Raw genomic sequence first — 18,375 nt, 5'->3', positions numbered from 1 at the left:
TTCCGGTCCCTTCCTCAGCGGAGCTTGCCGACGAACTCCAGCGTCCCGTCCGCCCAGCGGCGGCCCAGGTCGCTGGTGTGGTAGTCGCCGAAGCAGATCTCGGCGACCTCGCCGGTCGCGGCCGGCTGTCCCGACGGGTGCAGCAACCGCGCGGGCAGGTCGTCGAGCGGCGCGCCGAGCGGCACCCGCAGCGGCGCCGCGTCGAGCTGCCAGTCGTACGGCACCGCGTACGCGGCCAGCGGCCGCCCGTCGAGGCCCATCCGGTAGACCGCCACGTACTGACAGTCCGGCGACAGCCCCCGCAGCGCGTCCAGGTCGTGGGAGATGAGCTCGCCCGAGTTGTCCACGAACACGCACCGCAACCCCGGCAGCTCCGTCAGGTTCCCGCCCGCGGCGATGGTGCGCAGGAGCGGCGCGTCGACGTAGGCGACGCTGATCGAGTTCTCCTTCAGCCATGCCACGAGGCCGTCGAGGTCCCCGGTGAACGAGCGGTCCGGCACGACCAGCGTCGCTCCGGCGTGGAACGCGCTCGTCATCGCCGACACCAGATGGGCGGGGTTGCTCGACACCGCCGCGAACCGGTCGTCACCGCGGAGCCCGAACCGCTCGACCGCCCAGTCCCGCCGGTCCGCCGCCGCGAGGTCGTCAAGACCCTCGGCAGCGCCGCCGAGATCGCCGAGGTCGAGCGGGCCTTCACCCACGTCGAGCACCGCCGGGCCCGGCGCGCCGGCCGCGTCCACGCCGAACGCCGCTCCCGCCCGCACGCAGGCGAGGACCGCCGCCACGAACGCCGCCGTGGGCCGCCTGACGATGCTGATCCTCTCCGCGTCGGGAAGCGCCCGCGCGATGTGCTCGGCCGCCGCGGCGAGCCATCCGTAGCTCCACTCACCGTCCCGGTCCGCCACCGCGGCCCGCTCAGAGGTACGGCCCTGCCGCACCACCGCCAGGTGCGGCGCGGGAATCACCCGCTCGCCGGGCGTGACCTCGGCCGCCTCCTCCAGCGGATAGTCGAGGATCCCCTTGCCCGAATCGCGGACCACCGCGTTGAGCATCGTGCGCAGGTGCTCCAGCAGCGCGTCCATCATCGGCGCCTGGTACCGTTCGGCGTCGTACTCCAGCCGGAGCTGGAAGGCCCCGAACGCCTCCAGCGCGGTGAAGACGAGGTCGAAGCTGCTCAACAGCTCCGGCAGCGGCATCACCTCGAGGCCGATGTCGCCGATGCGCCGGATCGGCGGCAGGTCGAACACGTTCAGGACCACCTGGAAGATCGGCGTCCTGCGCGGGTCGCGGGGCACCTGCAGTTCCTTCACCAGCACGTCGAACGGCGTGTCCGAGTGCGTGTAGCCGTCCACCGACACCTGGCGGGCCCGCCGCAGCAGCTCGGTGAAGTCCGGGTCGCCCGACAGGTCGAGGTGGAGCGGCATGGTGTTGATGAAGCAGCCGATCAGGTTCTCCAGCGCGACGTCGGTCCGACCGCTCACGGAGGTCCCGATCACGATGTCGGACTGGCCGGACCAGCGCCGCAGCACCGTCGCCAGGCAGGCCAGCACCAGCATGAACGGAGTGACGCCGAGGCGGCGGCACAGCTCATGCAGCGCGACCGTCTGCTCGTCGGTCATCTTCAGCATGCTGCGCCCGCCCCCGGCTCCGAGGTTCAGCGGCGCGTTCGGCATGGTGATCGCGGGCGGCGCTCCGGCCACGTGGCCGCGCCAGTACTCGACCTTTTCCGCGAGCGCGTCCCCGGTCAGGCGTTCGCGCTGCCAGACGGCGAAGTCGCGGTACTGGACGGGGAGCTCGGGCAGGCCCGCCCGCGCCAGGTCCCCGCCCGACTCGTACAGCGCCAGCAGCTCCCGCCCGAACAGGCCGATCGACCAGTTGTCCGAGACGACGTGGTGCGAGGTGATGTTGAGCAGGTGCTCGGTGTCGCTCAGCCGGACCAGCGTGCACTTGAACAGCGGGCCCTCGGCCAGGTCGAAGGCGGCGCTGAACTGCTCGTCCAGCATGCGCTTGCCGATCTCGAAGCCGTCCTCGGCGGCGGAGAGGTCCACCACGTCGAGCCGCCAGTCGCCCACCTCGCCGACCACGGGCACCGGCCGGCCGTTCACGACGGGGAACGTGGTGCGCAGCACCTCGTGACGCGCCACGATCGCGCGGATGCTGGCCTCCAGCACGTCCACCTGGAGCGGGCCGGCGAGGCGGTAGCGGCCGCCGACGTGGTAGGCGGTCTTGGGCCGAAGCTGGTGTTCCAGCCACAGGCGTTCCTGGTCGAAGGAGAGCACCGGCTCGGCGTCCGGCGGCCGTGGCCGGACGATCCGGTCCGGGCTGGCGTCCGTGGCCGCCTGCGCCAGCAGCGCGATCGTCGGCTGCTCGAAGAAGTCGAGTGGCGACAGCCCGATCCCGTCCTCCTGGGCTCTGGCCACGACCTGGATGGCCTGGATGGAGTCGCCGCCGAGCTCGAAGAAGTTGTCGTAGATGCCGACCTTGTCCACGCCGACGACCGTGGCCACGATGTCGGCCAGCCTCCGCTGCAGCGGCGTGCTCGGCGCGACGTAGTCCTCGATCAGTTCGGGCCTGCCGCCGTCCGGCGCGGGCAGGCGCTTGCGGTCGAGCTTGCCGTTGGCGCTGAGGGGAAGCGCGTCGAGCTCCACGAGCGTCGAGGGCACCATGTACGCGGGCAGTCCGCGTTCGAGGTAGCGGCGCAGCTCGGTGAGGGTCGGCGCGTCCTCCGCGCGTGCCGGGACGAAGTAGGCGATCAGGCGGCGGTCGCCGGGCACGGGCTCGTAGAGGGCCACGACGGACTCGCCGACCTGCGGATGCCCGCTGAGCACCGACTCGATCTCCGCGGGCTCCACCCGGAAGCCGCGGATCTTGATCTGCGTGTCGACGCGGGAGACGAACTCGAGGTTCCCGTCGGGGCGCCGGCGGACCAGGTCGCCGGTGCGGTAGAGGCGCTCGCCGGGGTGCGCGGGGTCGGCGACGAAACGCTGCGCGGTCAGGCCGGGGCGGCCGAGGTAACCGCGGGCCAGGCTGACCCCGCCGATGTACAGCTCGCCGACGCCGCCCGTCGGCACCGGCGCGAGTCTGCTGTTGAGGATGCGCAGGTCGGCCGACGGGATCGGGGTGCCGATCGGCAGGTTCGGCCAGGCGAAGCTCTCGCCCGGGTCGAGGCGGAAGAAGGTCGAGCTGACCGTGGTCTCCGTCAGCCCGTAGACGTGCATCAGCGGCACGCCGAGCCGCGGCCACATGGCCAGCCGTTCGGGCAGGACCCGCTCCCCGCCGATGATCACCAGGCGCAGGCAGCTCGGGAGCATCCGGCCCAGCCGGTCGAGTTCGCGTACCCACTCGTGCCAGTACGCGGTCGGCAGCTCCATCACGGTGAGCCGCTCGCGTTCGACGAGATCCACCAGGTCGGCCTCGCCGCTGATCAGGTGCTGGGTCGGGATGACCACCGCGCCACCGGCCAGCCAGATCGGGAACAGTTCCTCCACCAGCACGTCGAAGCCCGGCGAGGCGAACTGCAGGAACCTGTCGCCGGCGCCGAGCCCGAGGCGCTCCATGATGTCGCGGGCGAACGTCACCAGCGAGCCGTGGTCGATCATGGCGCCCTTGGGCCGCCCGGTCGAGCCCGAGGTGTAGACGACGTAGGCCAGCGAGGCGAGGTCCGGCGGGTCGTCCAGGTCGTGGTCGGCGTGTTCGCCGGTCGCGGGGCCGTCGAGGAGGACGGTTGCGGCGGGCGGGTCGGTCACGAGCGGCGCGAGCCGTGCCTGTGTGATCAGGACCTTCGCACCCGCGTCGGCGAGCATGAAGGAGATGCGCTCGGGCGGATACGACGGGTCGACGGGGACATAGACGCCGCCGGCCTTGAGCACACCGAGGATCGCCACGGCCAGCTCGGGGGAACGCTCCACCAGGATGCCGACGGGAGTCTCCCGGCCCACACCCCTGGCCCGCAGCTCCCGCGCCAGCCGGTTGGCGGCCCGGTTGAGGTCGCCGTAGCTGGTCGCGGCCCCGTCGCAGACGACGGCGGGCGCGTTCGGCGCGAGCGTGACCCGGCGCTGGAACAACTCGACGAAACCGGCGTCCGAGGTCTGCGGCCGGACGGGTGCCACCGGGGCGGCGATCAGCGTCAGCTGCCGCACCGCCGCGTCGGGCACGGTGACGAGCTGCCGCAGGATCTCCTCGAACTGCCCGGCCAGCAGGACGATGGTCTCCCTGTCGAACAGCTCGGTCATGTAGTGCCACTGGAGCTGCAGCGACTCGGGACTCGGGATGGCCGACAGGGTGAGGTCGACCGACACCAGCCCGAGGTCGATCGGCTCCGGCTTGATCCGCAGGTCGGGAACCTCCAGGGTCTCGCCGGGCACGGTGAGGACGTTGATCCACAACCGGCTCAGCGAGGTCTGCGACGCCTCCCGGCCCAGGTCCAGCAGCTCGATCACGCGTTCGAAAGGCACGTCCTGGTGATCCATGGCGACGGCCATGGCCTCCCGTGCCCTCCGGACGACCTCGCGCAGCGTGAGCTCGCCGGTCAGCCGCACGCGCAGCGGGAGCGGGTTGGCGAAGCAGCCGATGACCTGCTCGGTCTCCAGCCGGTTGCGGCCGGACACCAGTGAGCCGACGACCAGGTCGTCCTGTTCGAGGTAGTGGTGGAGGAGGATGGAGCACCCTGCCAGCAGGATGGAGACCAGCGGGGCGTTCTCGCGTTCGCTGAAGGCGCCGAGCGCGGCGGTGAGCTCCGCCGGCAGGTTCACGATGTGGACGTCGCCGGCGAACGACGGCCGCGCCGGATACGGCCGGTCGGCGGGCAGCTCGGGCGGCGTATCGATGCCGTCGAGCGTCCGCCGCCAGTGCTCCAGCTCGGCGGCCACCCTCTGGTCGTCGAACTGCCGGCGTTGCCAGGCGGCGAAGTCGCCGAACTGGATGCCGGGGGCGGGCAGCGTGCCGCCGCCGTTCCTTTTCAAGCCGTACAGGGTGACGAGCTCGCGCACGATGATCGACAACGACCACGCGTCCGAGGCGGCGTGGTCGGTGGTGAACAGGACGACGTGCAGGTCCTCGGCCAGGCGCAGCAGCGTGACCCGCAACCGGTGCGGGTCGCGGGGGTCGAAGGGACGCATGATCTCGGCCTTGCAGTGCCGCCGCACCGCCGCGCGCTGGTCCTGGGGCGCGACGTGCGTCAGGTCCACCACGGGAGTGGGCACGGGACCGGTGGGATGAACGACCTGCACAGGCGTGCCGTCATCCTGGAGCTCCACCGTGGAGCGCAGCACCTCGTGACGCTCGACGACCTCCGTCAGCACGCTGCCGAGCAGGCCGAGGTCGAGCCTGCCCTCGATGCGGAAGGCGCTGTTGATGTTGTTGGCCGACCGGAGCCGCTCGATGGCCCATTCCCGCTGCTGCGCGATGCCCAGCGGGGTGGGGAGGGAACGATCGCGTGGCCGGATCCGCTCCTCGCGGGCGGGCTCGCGGGTCGCCAGCAGGTCCGCGACCCGAGACTCCAACTTCGCCCTCTGCTCCGGTGAGAGAGCTGCGATCCGGCTTTGCAGGTCGGTCATGAGGTCTCCCCATCCGCGCGTTCCCGCGCAAGAGCCATTGCCGGTGGATCGGGCTCGTCTTTCGCCGCCGCCTTCTTCGCGCCGCCGGTGGGCCGGTCGGGCAGGGCACGCAGGTCAGGCTGCCGGTAGGCGACCAGCGCCGTCACGATCACGGCCAGGCCGCAGAACAGGATGAGCAGGGCGGTCCCCCGGCCCGGGCCCACCCCGAAGAACGTCCCCACCGAGCCGGTGAGCGGCCCGCCGTCCCGCAGAAGCGGCTCGAAGACCTGGTCGGCCAGCGGACCGGCGAGCGCGAAGGCCACACACTGGACCGTGTTGGCGACCATGTTGAACAGGGCGAACACCCGGCCCTGGAGGTCCGGCTCGACCTCGACCTGGAGGATGCCCCTGGCCGTGCCGTCGACGATCGTGGAGAACAACGAGTAGCCGAAGGCCGCGATCATGATCAGGACGACGCTGGGCCTTACCACTCCCAGGCACATGAACCCACCGATCGGCAGCGTGAGGCCGGCCAGCGCGTGGATGCGGCGGCGCGGCCCGCCCCAGGCGGCCAGCACCAGGCTGCCCACCACGGCGCCGACTCCCGCGGCCGCCAGCACCACGCCGAGTGCTTCGGCAGAGGAGTAGGAGAGGACCACCGGCGTGATCAGCACGTCGGCGGGGGCGACCGCGACGCCGACCGTGCCGTACAGGACGACGAGCGCCAGCAGGCCGCGGCGGGCCGACAGGTAGCGCCAGCCCTGCCGGATCTCGGCGCCGAGGCCGTCCCCGCCCGTCGAACCCCCTTCGGACCTGCGCCGGTGCGGGATGGAGACGAGCAGCACGGCCAGCATGTTGACGACGAAGGAGGCGCAGTCGATCAGGAGGACGCCGCCGAGCCCGACGCCCATCAGCAGCACGCCGCCCGCGGCGAAGCCCAGGGTGCCGCCGAGGGCCTGGGCCAGGAGCACCATCCCGTTCGCGCGGCCGACCTGCTCCTTCGGCACGAGCAGGATGACGATGGAGTTCATGGTCGGCGCCGTCAGCGCGCGCAGGAGCGACTGGATGCCGACGACGATGAAGATGTGCCACGGCTGGAGCGTCCCGCTCAGGAACAACGCCGCCAGCGCGAAGATCGTGACCGCGGACAGCGCGTTGCTCACTCCCAGGATGCCGCGCCGGCTCCAGCGGTCCACGAGCGCCCCGGCGACCGGCGTCGCCAGGATGCCCGGCAGGAAGCTCATGACGATGATCAGCCCGTACTGGGTGGCCGAGCCCGTCCGCTGGAACACCCACACACCGAGCGCGAGGCTGGTGAGCGAGGAGCCGAGCACCGAGACCAGATAACCCACCCAGAGTGTGGTGAACCTACGCATGAGCGATCGCTCCGTCCGCCGTCGATGGCCGTCGCACGCGCCCATGCTCGTGGATCCGGCAGCCGCCATCACCTCCCCACTTCAGGGGACACACCCGTCGCTTTCCGGCGCGCGTAACCGGTGGCCAACCGCCGCCGCCTACCCTCGCCGCCATGGCGACAGCGCTCATCGACCTCGACGATCTCGACCTGTTCGTGTCCGGCGATCCGTACGCCGCCTGGGCGTGGCTGCGCGAGCACGCGCCGGTCTACTGGAACGCCACCGCCGACGGCGGCTACTGGGCCCTGACCACGTACGCGGACGTGAGCGCGGTCTACCGGGACCCGGTGGCGTTCTCCTCCAAGGACGGCACCGTGCTCGGCGGCTCGTTCCGCAGCGCGACCGACACCGCGACCGGGCAGATGCTCATCTGCTCCGACCCGCCCGAGCACCGGCTGCTGCGCCACCACGTGCACAAGGCGTTCGACAAGCGGATGATGCACGCGGCCGCCGAGCACGTGCGCGCGTACCTCACCGACGCGCTCGACCGCCTCACCGCCGACGGCGGCGGCGACTTCGCCACCGACGTCGCCCCCACGCTGCCCGCCGGTCTCCTCGCCGCGATGTTCGGGATCGGCCGCGCCGACGCGCTCCACCTTCTCCACCTCACCCGCACGATGATCGGCTTCCGCGACGAGGAGTACGTCAGGGACAGCGGCGAGGCCCTGACCCTGGTCGGCGCCCAGGTGGAGATCTTCGACCTCCTCACCGAGCTGCTCGACCGGCGCCGTGCCGAGCCCGGCGAGGACCTGGTCAGCATCCTGCTCGCCGCCGAGACGAACGGGCGCGGCCTGACCGAGAGCCAGATCCTCTACAACGCGCTCAACGTGGCCGTCGGCGGCAACGAGACCACCCCGTTCACCGCCTCGGCGATCGTCGAGACGCTGATCGGCCACCCGGAGGAGGAACGCCGCCTGCACGACGACCCGAGCCTGGTCCGCACGGCGGTGGACGAGTTCTTCCGGTGGACCTCGACCAACGCCTACGTGCGCAGGACCACCACGAAGGACGTGACCCTGCGCGGGATCCGGATACCCGCCGGGCAGACGCTGACGTTGTGGAACTCCTCCGCCAATCGCGACGAGAGCGCCTTCCCCCACGCCGACCGGCTCGACCTCGGCCGCGCCCCCAACCACCACCTGGCCTTCGGCGTCGCCAACCACCGCTGCGTGGGCATGTCCGCGGCCTGGATGGAGATCACGCTGCTGGTGGAGGAACTGGTACGGCGCCGCCTGCGCTTCACGCCGAGCGGGAAGATCGAACGGCTGGCCTCGAACTTCATGCTCGGCATCAAACATCTGCCGGTCGAGGTGGCGGCCTAGGCGGTCGAGCGCAGCAGCGAGGTGTGGCCGTCCGGCTGCAGCTCGTGCCGCCACACCCGGGGATCGATGGCCCGCCCGGTGAACGCGCCGTGCGCCGCGCGGGCGTAGAGCCGCCGGGTGGCCAGGTCTGGAGCCGTCTGCAGGTGCCGGCGCAGCCGTACGTCGCACAGCCGGTACCAGCGCTGCACCTGCTCAAGCTGCCCGAGATGGCCGTGGACCAGCATCAGCGCCCGGAACGCCTCCTCGTGGAACGGCTCCACCTCCAGCATCCGCTGGCACCACCTGATGACGCCGACGTGGTCGCCGCGCAGGATGTTCGTCTCCGCCAGGTAGGTCAGGCCGCACAGCAGCCTGCTGCGCAGCCACTCCCGCTGCGCCACCGCCCACTCATACGGTTCGTCCGGCAGGAAGTCGCCCGCGTACAGCCCGTCGGCGCGCAGGTAGAGCGCCGCCGCCTCCGCCCGGCCGCCGCGCCGTTGCGCCGCGTGCGCCTCGTCGGCCAGGCGGATGAAGAGCTCGAAGTCGAGCGGCACTCCGGCCGCCTCCAGGAGGTAGCCGGACTCGCGGGTGAGCAGGCGCAGGCCCGGGCCGCCCTCCGGCTGCCCGTCCAGGACCTTCCTGAGCATGTGCGCGGCGACCTTGAGCGAGCTGGAGCCCTTGGGCCACGGGCCGTCCGGCCACAACGCGTCGTACAGCACATCGCGCGAGACGATCCGCCCCTGCCGCAGGAGGAGGAACTGCAGCAGGTTGCGGGCCTTGCCCGCCTTCCACCGTCCCACCGGGCGGCCGTCGAACGCCAGCTCGAACGTGCCGAACGTGCGGACAGAGATGCGTTCTTCCACGTCTTCTCCCCGTCTCTCCGGGGACTCGAAGCTACCCGCGGGTGCGGCGGCCGGTGATGTCACATGAAGAAGGGATGCCTGGGAAACGGGGCCGCAGTTCATCCTGTGCGTATGCCATCCGTACCGCAATCGCCCGTCAGCCCGGCACAGACCGACGGTCAGGAGCGGGACGGTCATCCCAGCCGCGCAGCCCGGCCCCGTCGGCGGCGGCTCGGTGGCCGCATCGCCCTCGGCGTGCTCGCGATCGCCGTCACGATATTCGTGAGCCTGTCCATTCCGCGGTACCTCGCCTTCAACCCGAAGGTGGGCAGGATCTCGCCGGACGAACAGCCGTTGTTCTTCCCCGTGCTCATGACGCACATACTCGGCGCCACGGTGGCCATGGTCGGCTGTGTCTTCCAGGTGTGGCCGTGGCTGCGCCGCAGGCACCCCCGTGTGCACCGCGTCGTCGGCCGGGCCTACGTCGTCGCCGGCGTGTGGCCTGCCGCGACGGCCGCGGTGGTGATCTCGGTGCTGTGGGGGTTCGGCCCGGCCAGCGCGCTGAGCGACATCGTGCTGGCGTCGTTGTGGTTCACCGTCACGACCTTCGGCTTCGTGAACGCCCGCCGGGGCCGCTACGCCGAACACCGCCGGTGGATGTTGCGCAGCTTCACCCTCACCATCTCGATCATCTTCAACCGGCTCCTCGGCTTCCCGATCGGGATGATCCTCGCCAACCAGCTCGACACGACGTTCGGCGGCGACAAGCACGCCCTGGAACTGGCGGTCTCGGCGAGCGTCACCTGGCTGCCATGGACGCTCGCCTTCATCTTCATCGAGTGGTGGCTGGACCGTGAACAGCGCCACACCGTACGGGAGACGGCATGAGCGAGCTCGACTGCGTGGTGATCGGCTACAACGAGGGCGACTTCGACGACTACCGGGTCATGTGTGAGCGGGCCGGTCCCGGCACGCCGGAATACCAGATCATGCGCGCCGAGCACCTGGTGGTCGACGGTGCGGCGATGCCGTGGCTGGACGCGTTCAGCCGGCTCAGGAACCGCGGCACCGGCCGGGCCGACAGATACCACGTCGGCGAGGTGTTCAACCTGGCGGCGCTCTACCTGACCAGCTACCTGCGCAGGCGCGGCCTGCGCGCCGAGCCCGTCTCGCTGTTCACCGGCGAGCGCGACCGGCTGGCGGCGCTGCTGGCGGAACGGCCCGCCGTCGTCGCCATCACGACCACCTTCTACGTCAACATCCTGCCGGTCGGCCCGGTCGTCGAGTACATCCGCCAGATGTCGCCGACCAGCCACATCGTGGTCGGCGGCCCGCTCATCGACAACCTGTGCCAGTCCGGCGTGAACGGCGCCGTCCAGGACTTCTTCTTCGCCATGGGCGCCGACTCCTACATCCAGGAATCGCAGGGTGAGCACAGCCTGGGCCAGCTCTGCCAGGCCGTACGCGCCGGCGGCGACCTGTCCGGCGTGGACAACCTGATCCACTGCCCCGAGGACACCTGGGTGCGCACCAGGCGCCGCCCGGAGGCCAACGATCTGGACGAATGCTCGATCGACTGGGCCGGCTTCAGCCCGGACCTCATCGGCCCGACCGCGCAGCTTCGCACCGCGCGCAGTTGCGCGTTCAAGTGCAGCTTCTGCGACTACCCGACGCGCGCCGGGGCGCTCACCACGGCCTCGGTGGAGACGGTGCGCAAGGAGCTTCGCGCGCTGGCCGAGCTCGGCGTCCGCAACGTGGTCTTCGTGGACGACACGTTCAACGTGCCGCCGAAGCGGTTCAAGCAGCTCTGCCAGATGATGATCGACGAGGATCTCGGCCTGCGGTGGTACTCCTACTTCCGCTGCTCCAACGCCCGCGACGAGGAGTCGTTCGACCTGGCCGCCGCCAGTGGCTGCTCCGGCGTCTTCCTGGGCATCGAGTCCGGCGACAGCGACGTGCTGGCCAACATGCACAAGCTCGCGCAGGACAGCCAGTACCGCGCCGGCATCGCCAGGCTCAAGGAACGTGGCGTGACCACCTTCGCCTCGATCATCGTCGGATTCCCCGGCGAGACCGAGAAGACCGTCGGCAACACCATCGACTTCCTCAACGAAACCGCCCCCGACCTGTGGCGGGCCCAGGCCTGGTGGGCCAACCCCCGCTCGCCGATCTACCAGCAGAAGGAACTGCTGGGCATCGAGGGAGAGGGCTACAAGTGGTCGCACTTCAGCATGACCTCCTCGCAGGCCGCCGACCTCACCGACGAGATGCTCGACCGCGTCACCGAGTCGGTGTGGCTGCCCTTGTACGACTTCGACTTCTGGTCGCTGCCCTACCTGGACGGCAAGGGCGTGAGCGTGCGGGAGCTCATGGGGCTCCTGCGGACGAGCCAGGAACTCATGGGGGTGCGCGACCGGGGCGGCGACCCGGAGCGCCTGGCCGCTCTGGAGCGGCGATTCGCCGAAAGCGTGGCCGTGCTGGACGTGGCGCCGGCCAAGTTCAGCTACTGACGCCCGGGAGAACCGCATGACCTTGCCCGCGCCTGCCGACACGACCGACCCGGCGGCCCCGGGCCCGCGTACGGTGGTCAGCCGATTCGAGCAGACGGCCGCCGCCTGCCCGGACCGTCCGGCGATCGTCCACCGGGGCGGCGTGCTGACCTACGGAGAGCTCGCCGCGCGCAGCGCCGCGATCGCGGCCGGGCTGATCAGGCGCGGCATCGGCGCCGAGTCCCTGGTCGGGCTGCTGCTGCCGCGCGGGATCGACCTCGCGGCCGCCCTGCTCGGCACGTTGCGCGCCGGAGGCGCCTACCTGCCGCTGGATCCGGCGCTGCCCATCGACCGGCTGCGTTACATGTGCCGGCAGGCGGGCGCGGAGCTGGTCCTGTCCGACCCCGTCACCCGCCGCCGCGTCTCGCCCGCCCTCGGCAGGCAGGTCCTGACGGTGGACACCTGTGCTCGCGTCGCCGCCGGAGCGGTCCCGGGCCGCGCCCCGATCCTGCCCGGAGACCGGGCCTACGTCATCTACACCTCGGGCTCGACCGGGCGGCCGAAAGGCGTCGAGGTCACGCATGGGTCGCTGGCCGCGCTCGTGGACAAGCTGGCGCACGCCGTCGGGCCGGGGTCGGCCAGGATCGGGTGGAACGCCAGCCCGTCGTTCGACGCCTCCGTACAGCAGTGGTCGCGGTTGTGCCGGGGAGACACCGTCGTCCTCGTGGACGACCAGGTGCGCGGCGACCCGCAGGCGCTGGCGGCGCTCATCGCCGAGGAGCGGCTGGACGAGCTCGACATCACGCCGTCCCACCTGGTGTCGCTGCTCGACCACCTGACCGAACGCGCCGAGGGGCCGCCCCTGCGGCTGCTCGTCGGCGGGGAGGCCGTCGCGCCCGCGTTGTGGAGCCGGCTGGCGGACCGGCGGGCCGCCGGGGTCCTGACGCCGGTCAACCTGTACGGCCCGACCGAATGCACGGTCGACGCCACGTGGGCGCCGATCGACCACACGTCCGGGCCGCACCTGGGCGAGCCACTGCCCGGGGTCCGCATCCACCTGCTCGACGAGAAGCTGAGGCCGGTCGGCCCCGGCGTCGAAGGCGAGATCCACGTGGCCGGCGACGGCGTGTCCCGCGGCTACGCCGGCGCTCCGGCGCTGACCGCGCAGCGGTTCGTCGCCGACGTGATCGCCGGCGACGGCACGCGCATGTACCGGACCGGCGACCGGGCGCGGATCGGCCCCGACGGGCGGCTGGAGTTCGTCGGCCGCGTGGACGACCAGGTGAAGCTGCGCGGGTACCGGATCGAGCTGGGTGAGGTGGAGGCGGTGCTGAGCCGCTGCCCGGGCGTGGTCCAGGCGGTCGCGATGGTCCGCGACGACATGCCGGGCGGCGCGGGTCTCATCGGCTACTGCAGGCTCGAGCGCGCGGGCTCGTTCGACGCCGATCTGGTACGGCGCGCAGCCGCCGCTTACCTGCCCGAGTACATGCTGCCTGCCGTACTCGTCGGGCTTGATCGTTTCCCGCTGACCGGCAGCGGCAAGGTGGACCGCGGCGCGCTGCCGCCCCCGGTGCGGCAGGAGCTCCCCGCTGAGGCGGCGCCGATGAGCCCGACCGAGCGGCTCGTCGCCGACGCGTGGCGCGATGTGCTGGAGATCGAGCGCGTCGGCGTGGACGACAACTTCTTCGAGCTCGGCGGCCAGTCGCTGCTGGCCATCCGGCTGGTCGCGCACCTGCGCCGCAAAGGCGTCCCGGCGATCCCGATGGTGACGGTCTTCCAGCACCCCGTCCTGGGCGACCTCGCCGCCTACCTGGACGCCTACTTGGCGGAAGTGAGCCTGACCGGCAGGTTGCAGGTGCCGCCGAGGAAGTTGGAATAGACGCGCCGGGGGGTGCCGGTCACCTCGATCCCGCCGACCAGGTCACGAAGGGCGGCCAGGGTCGCCGCGAGCTGGATGCGGCCCAGCCGCGCGCCCAGGCAGAAGTGCGGCCCGTAGGCGAAGGTCAGGTGCCGGTTCGGCGTGCGATCCAGGAGGAACCGCTCGGAACGGGCGAACTCCCGCTCGTCGAAGTTGGCCGAAGCCAGCCACACCGTGACGATGTCGCCCGCCTCGACCCGGCCGCCACCGAGGTCCGCCGGTTCCGCCGCCAGCCGGCCGAGATGCCGCGACGGCGTCGTCCAGCGCAGCACCTCCTCGACGGCGCTGTCCAGCCCGACCTCACCCGTGCGCAGCGCCCGCCACTGATCCTGGTGCTCGGCCAGCGCGAGGACCGCGCCGGTCATCGCCAGCCGGGTCGTCTCGTCGCCGCCCAGGATGAGGCTGTAGCAGTTGAAGACGATCTCGTCGGTGCCGAGCGGCCGCCCCTTGACGCGGGCGTTGGCCAGGATGCTGACCAGGTCATCGGCGTCGCCGCCGCGTCGCTCCTCCGCGAGCTCGATGAAGTAGGCGAGGATCTCGTTCTTGGAGTTCCAGCCGTCGGCCGAGGTGTGGGCAGGGCCGTGCGAGCTGACCGAGGTGGAGCCGAGCCGGTGGATGTAGGCGCGGTCGGAGTCGGGCACGGCGAGCGTGTCGCAGATCGTGGCCAGCGGCACCTGGGCGGCCACGTCGTCGCCGAAGTCGCAGTCCTCGCGCTCCAGCGCGTTCGCCACGAGCCGCCGCACCTGATCCTCGATCCGCCGCGCCAGCCGGTCGAACACGGCCGGGGTCAGCGCGCCGGTGATGATGCGGCGTACCTCCGTGTGGCGGGGGCCGTCGGTCACCGCGAGCATCTTGCCCGTGGCCGAGTCGCCACCCACGAGCAGGGTCTCCAGCACGTTGCCCGACGTCGAGGTGAAACGCCGGCCGTCGCGGAAGACGCTGACGGCGTCCGCGTGCCGGGTGACGACCCAGAAGCCCGGGTTGCCGCCCATCGGCGGGTGCCAGTAGAGCGGGTGCTCCGACCGCAGGCGCCGCCACACCGCCGACAGGTCACCCTCGGCATGGATCGTCGGTGAGGTCAGGTCCAGGGACTCCACCTGGTCCGGGTCGAGTACGGGCAGCACCTGGGACACCTCCGGTTCGCACGTGCTCCCGACTATGCCCCGGCGTGGTTAGCCGCCGGTTACGCCTCTCTTGCGTAACCGGCGGCTAACCCCTCCCGGCTAGCGTCAGTCGGCAGTCGAGACTTCTGGAGGGCATGTGCGCCGACCATCCACGCGCTGGCTGCTGCAGGAGCCGTCGGCCGGAGACGGGCCGCTGCTGTTCGCCTTCCCCTACGCCGGCTCCGGCGCGTCCTCGCTGCGGCGCTGGCCCGGGCGGATCGGGGAGGCCGAGGTCCATCCCGTGCAGCTTCCCGGCCGGGAGTACCGGATCAAGGAAGATCCGTACCGCGACTTCGAGACGTTCGCCAAGGACGCCGTCGAGGCGCTCCTGCCCTACCTGGCGCGGCCGTACGCGCTCATCGGCCACTGCATGGGCGCGCTGCTCGCGCACGCGTTCGCCACCCGCGCCATGGAGATCGGCGTCCGGGCGCCCGAGCGGCTGTTCGTGTCGGCGTCCCTGACCCCGAGCCGGGGCTTCTACGGCTACTACCACCCGTGGATGTCCGACCACCGCATCGCCGCGGAGCTCCGGCGCGTCGCCGGAGACCTCGGCGACGGGGCCATCCCGGACGAGCTGGTGTCGTTGTCGGTGCGCGTCCTGCGGCAGGACGTGCGGATGTGCCTGGACTACGCGCCGCCGGCCAAGGCGATCGGGGTGCCGATCAGCGCCATCGGCTGGGCGGACGACCTCGACGTGGGACCGGACGACCTGGCCGAGTGGCAGGAGTACGGCGAGACACGCGTCCACCTGCTTCCCGGGGATCCGCTGAACTTCCTGGCAGGTGCCACCGGGCTCAGGAAGGTCATCGAGGAAGATCTCGACTACTGATGCGAAGAGGATGAGCGCCGTGTCTGCACCCGCGACGATTCCCGAGCTTCTCGCCAGAACCGTCGGAACCCATCCGGATCTGCCCGCCGTCAGCGACGAAGAGACCAGCCTCAGCTACGCGGAACTGGCCGAGCGGGCGGACGCCGTCGCGCACGAACTGGTCAGGCTCGGCGTGCGGGAGGAGGACCGGATCGGCGTCCACCTGCCGCGTGGCGTCGGCGCCGTGGTGACGGTGCTCGGTGTGCTGCGCGCGGGAGCGGCGTACGTGCCGATCGACGTCAGCTATCCCAGGTTGCGGCGCGAGCAGATGGTGAAGGCCGGCCGCCTGCGCCTGCTGCTCACCGATCCCGGCAGGACCAGGCGGCTGTCCAGCCTGCCCGTGGAGGTGGCCGAGCTGGACTGGCGCGTCCTACCTCCCGCTTCGGGTCCGGCGGCACACGTCGCCCCGCAGAGCGCGGCCTGTGTCCTGTTCACCTCCGGATCCACCGGTCAGCCCAAAGGCGTCGTGCTGGAACACCGCCACATGGTCGCCTTCGCCACGGACACCGCCCTCCCCACGGTCGGCCCCGGCGACCGGATGGCGCAGGCGTCGAACCTGTCCTTCGACACCTTCACCTTCGAACTGCTGCGTAGCATGGCCGGCGCCGCGGATCTGGTCGTGATGCCCGCCTTCGCCGACCTCATCGGCGCCGACCTGCGGCGGCAACTCCGGCGGCACCGCGTCACCGCGATGCTGGCTCCTGCCATCGCGCTCAACCAGGTCGCCCGCCACGACCGCGAGGCGTTCGCCTCCCTGCGGGTCCTGTGCTCGGGCGGCGACGTGCTGCTCGCCGACACCTGCCGCGAGCTGCGGGCCGGAGGCTTCTCCGGGGACCTGCTCAACCTGTACGGCCCGACCGAGGCCACCGTGGCCTGCACCGCCCAGCGTGTCCAGGAGCTCCCCGACGACTGCACCCGGGTCCCCATCGGCCGTTCGACCGCGTCAGCGCGTCTGTACGTCCTGGACGATCAGTTCGCCCCCGCCTCCACCGGTGAGCTGTACGTCGGCGGCGCCGCCGTAGGACGCGGCTACCTGGACCAGCCCGGGCACACCGCGCAACGCTTCGTCGCCGACCCGTTCGCCGCGGACGGCACCCGCATGTACGCCACCGGGGACCTGGTGCGTACCGGTGCCGACGGAGCCCTCGAATACCTCGGCCGCGTCGACAGCCAGGTCAAGATCTCCGGCCACCGGGTCGAGCCCGCCGAGATCGAACGCACCTTCTACCAGCACCCGCACGTGGGCGAGGTCGCGGTGACGGCGGTAGGAGAGCCCGGCGACCTGCGCCTGGTCGCCTTCGTCATCCCCGTGGCCGAGGAGTTCTCACCCGTCGGCGTGCGCGCCTTCCTCACCGAGCGGCTGCCCGCCGCCTACGTCCCCGCCGAGTTCGTCGTCCTGGACTCCATGCCGCTGGACGCGCACGGCAAACGGGACTGGGCGCGGCTGCGCGAGGCCGCCGAGGACCGCTCCCGGCGGCGGCGCACCTACGAACCTCCGCGCACCGCCACCGAGCGCTACCTCGTCCAGCTCTGGGAGGAACTGCTCCGCGTGGAGTCGATCAGCGTCCACGACGATTTCTTCGGCCTCGGCGGCCACTCCCTCCTCGCCGCGCGCGGCCGCATGCGCATCCGCCGCGACCTCAAGACCGACCTTCCACCTGAGGTGGTCTTCGAGAACAGCGTGGTCGAGGACCTCGCCAAGGTCATCGACCAGACCAGACCCTCCGTCGCCTGACGGTGCTTGCCGGTCCGCCCGTGCGCGAGCCGGCTCGCGCGCCCGCTCGGTTGCGAGCCCCGCGTGAACGGCGGAATGTCGAAGGTTCAACTCATTCACAGAATGATCGTCTGCGCGCTACTCTGCCTCCGGCCCAACGGAAACGGAGACCGTGGATGCACAGATTAGCCAGATCCCGTTTTGCCCTGCCCTTGGTCGGGGCCATAGTCGCCGCCACCCTGATCGCCACCGCACCCGCCGCGTCAGCCGCGCCCGCGCGCGGCAACGGACACCGGGTCACCGTCATGGTCCACGGGTTCGACCGTGAGGCCGACATCAGCTGCTCCGGCGCATGGAACAGCGCCAAGCAGGTGCTGAACGCCAATGGTTGGGGCGACGTCGTCACCTTCGGCTACTACAACAAGGCCACCAACTGCGACCTCAGGCTCCAGGGGACCACCGACACGCGCATCCAGGAGGTCGGCCGCCAGTTCGCGTGGACCGTCTACTACCTGTACTCCAGCAAGGACGTGGCGATCGACGTCGTCACGCACTCCATGGGCGGTCTGGTCGCGAAGGCGGCCATCGAAGGCGTCAACAGGTACGGCGTGGGCAAGCCGCCGCCCGACCTGAGCGGGCTGACGGTCGATCCGAACAACCTCGGCGCCACCGTGTGGCCCAGAGCCTGGCCCCCATTCCTGTACATCGAGGACATGGTCACGTTCGCCACGCCACACCAGGGCATCGGCAGCGCGGTGGTGACCGCGTGCGCCATCACCCACGAGCAGTGCAGCGACATGCGTCCGGGCAGCGGCTTCATCAGCTGGCTGGGAAAGCAGCCGCTCTCCCAGATGGGCACGGACTACACCTTCCTCGCCTCGAAGCACGATGACACGGTCAGCTCCGACTCGGCGACCAACAAGCGCACTGCCCACCATTGGGCGCTCTACGGCTCGAACGCCGATGGCGGCACGCTGAGTCACACCTCCATCCGGAACACCTCGACCGGCGACTGGCAGGCGTCGTACGGGGGAGAGTTCAGCGACGAGGGTGAGGGCTCGTACCCCGCGCCGCTCCTGCGGATGATGGACGGCCTGTACGACCAGCAGGCCCAGTAACGCGCGGACGCGT

At 71.2% G+C, this 18,375-nt stretch carries 11 protein-coding genes; 7 read left to right on the top strand and 4 right to left on the bottom strand.

Going from position 1 to position 18,375, the window contains the following annotated elements; all coding sequences use genetic code 11:
- Nucleotides 1–14: 14 nt before the first annotated feature.
- Entirely contained in the window at nt 15–5,555 is a 5,541-nt protein-coding gene (locus ABZX61_RS49235; RefSeq protein ID WP_355205788.1) for an amino acid adenylation domain-containing protein, read from the bottom strand.
- Nucleotides 5,552–6,910 carry an MFS transporter gene (locus tag ABZX61_RS49230; RefSeq protein ID WP_355205785.1) on the bottom strand — a complete coding sequence of 453 codons (1,359 nt, stop codon included), beginning with the start codon at nt 6,908–6,910 and terminating at the stop codon, nt 5,552–5,554. Before ABZX61_RS49230 ends, ABZX61_RS49235 begins: the two co-directional genes overlap by 4 nt.
- 152 nt (nt 6,911–7,062) lie before the next feature.
- Between ABZX61_RS49230 and ABZX61_RS49225 the strand changes: the two genes are divergently transcribed.
- On the top strand, nt 7,063–8,271 hold the full coding sequence (locus ABZX61_RS49225) for a cytochrome P450 (RefSeq protein WP_355205782.1): 1,209 nt from the start codon (nt 7,063–7,065) through the stop codon (nt 8,269–8,271).
- Here ABZX61_RS49225 and ABZX61_RS49220 read toward each other — a convergent pair.
- Nucleotides 8,268–9,113 carry a BTAD domain-containing putative transcriptional regulator gene (locus tag ABZX61_RS49220; RefSeq protein WP_355205779.1) on the bottom strand — a complete coding sequence of 282 codons (846 nt, stop codon included), beginning with the start codon at nt 9,111–9,113 and terminating at the stop codon, nt 8,268–8,270. The two genes, ABZX61_RS49225 and ABZX61_RS49220, sit on opposite strands and share 4 nt — an antisense overlap.
- Nucleotides 9,114–9,224: 111 nt before the next feature.
- Between ABZX61_RS49220 and ABZX61_RS49215 the strand changes: the two genes are divergently transcribed.
- The 3 genes from ABZX61_RS49215 to ABZX61_RS49205 are packed head-to-tail and all read left to right on the top strand — an operon-like array spanning nt 9,225 to nt 13,460.
- Nucleotides 9,225–9,980 carry a DUF2306 domain-containing protein gene (locus ABZX61_RS49215; protein ID WP_355205777.1) on the top strand — a complete coding sequence of 252 codons (756 nt, stop codon included), beginning with the start codon at nt 9,225–9,227 and terminating at the stop codon, nt 9,978–9,980.
- Complete coding sequence (locus ABZX61_RS49210; protein ID WP_350737286.1) at nt 9,977–11,602, top strand: PhpK family radical SAM P-methyltransferase; 1,626 nt, start codon at nt 9,977–9,979, stop codon at nt 11,600–11,602. The genes ABZX61_RS49215 and ABZX61_RS49210 overlap by 4 nt, the downstream gene beginning before the upstream one ends.
- Before the next feature lie 16 nt (nt 11,603–11,618).
- Complete coding sequence (locus ABZX61_RS49205) at nt 11,619–13,460, top strand: non-ribosomal peptide synthetase (protein WP_355205773.1); 1,842 nt, start codon at nt 11,619–11,621, stop codon at nt 13,458–13,460.
- On the opposite strand, the gene ABZX61_RS49200 is transcribed toward ABZX61_RS49205, so the two are convergent.
- Nucleotides 13,400–14,623 (bottom strand): cytochrome P450, encoded by a 1,224-nt coding sequence (locus ABZX61_RS49200; RefSeq protein ID WP_355205770.1) that lies wholly within the window; start codon nt 14,621–14,623, stop codon nt 13,400–13,402. The two genes, ABZX61_RS49205 and ABZX61_RS49200, sit on opposite strands and share 61 nt — an antisense overlap.
- Before the next feature lie 136 nt (nt 14,624–14,759).
- On the opposite strand from ABZX61_RS49200, the gene ABZX61_RS49195 reads away from it, so the two are divergent.
- The 3 genes from ABZX61_RS49195 (at nt 14,760) to ABZX61_RS49185 (ending at nt 18,362) form a co-directional block, all read left to right on the top strand.
- Entirely contained in the window at nt 14,760–15,491 is a 732-nt protein-coding gene (locus tag ABZX61_RS49195; protein ID WP_350737293.1) for a thioesterase domain-containing protein, read from the top strand.
- 19 nt (nt 15,492–15,510) lie between these two features.
- Complete coding sequence (locus tag ABZX61_RS49190) at nt 15,511–17,265, top strand: non-ribosomal peptide synthetase (protein WP_355205767.1); 1,755 nt, start codon at nt 15,511–15,513, stop codon at nt 17,263–17,265.
- A 155-nt stretch (nt 17,266–17,420) separates the two neighbouring features.
- Nucleotides 17,421–18,362 carry a hypothetical protein gene (locus tag ABZX61_RS49185; protein ID WP_355205764.1) on the top strand — a complete coding sequence of 314 codons (942 nt, stop codon included), beginning with the start codon at nt 17,421–17,423 and terminating at the stop codon, nt 18,360–18,362.
- Nucleotides 18,363–18,375: the final 13 nt, after the last annotated feature.

This window comes from Nonomuraea sp. NPDC003709 (assembly GCF_040610775.1).
GTDB classification, from domain to species: Bacteria; Actinomycetota; Actinomycetes; order Streptosporangiales; family Streptosporangiaceae; genus Nonomuraea; species Nonomuraea angiospora_A.
The sequence above is the reverse complement of the archived record's forward strand: the minus strand, read 5'-3'. Positions and strand labels throughout refer to the sequence as shown.

Excerpts from the sequence above, each read along its gene's own strand:
- ABZX61_RS49235 (WP_355205788.1), bottom strand. The coding sequence starts at position 5,555 with ATGACCGACCTGCAAAGCCGGATCGCAGCTCTCTCACCGGAGCAGAGG.
- ABZX61_RS49230 (WP_355205785.1), bottom strand. The coding sequence starts at position 6,910 with ATGCGTAGGTTCACCACACTCTGGGTGGGTTATCTGGTCTCGGTGCTC.
- ABZX61_RS49225 (WP_355205782.1), top strand. The coding sequence starts at position 7,063 with ATGGCGACAGCGCTCATCGACCTCGACGATCTCGACCTGTTCGTGTCC.
- ABZX61_RS49215 (WP_355205777.1), top strand. The coding sequence starts at position 9,225 with ATGCCATCCGTACCGCAATCGCCCGTCAGCCCGGCACAGACCGACGGT.
- ABZX61_RS49210 (WP_350737286.1), top strand. The coding sequence starts at position 9,977 with ATGAGCGAGCTCGACTGCGTGGTGATCGGCTACAACGAGGGCGACTTC.
- ABZX61_RS49205 (WP_355205773.1), top strand. The coding sequence starts at position 11,619 with ATGACCTTGCCCGCGCCTGCCGACACGACCGACCCGGCGGCCCCGGGC.
- ABZX61_RS49185 (WP_355205764.1), top strand. The coding sequence starts at position 17,421 with ATGCACAGATTAGCCAGATCCCGTTTTGCCCTGCCCTTGGTCGGGGCC.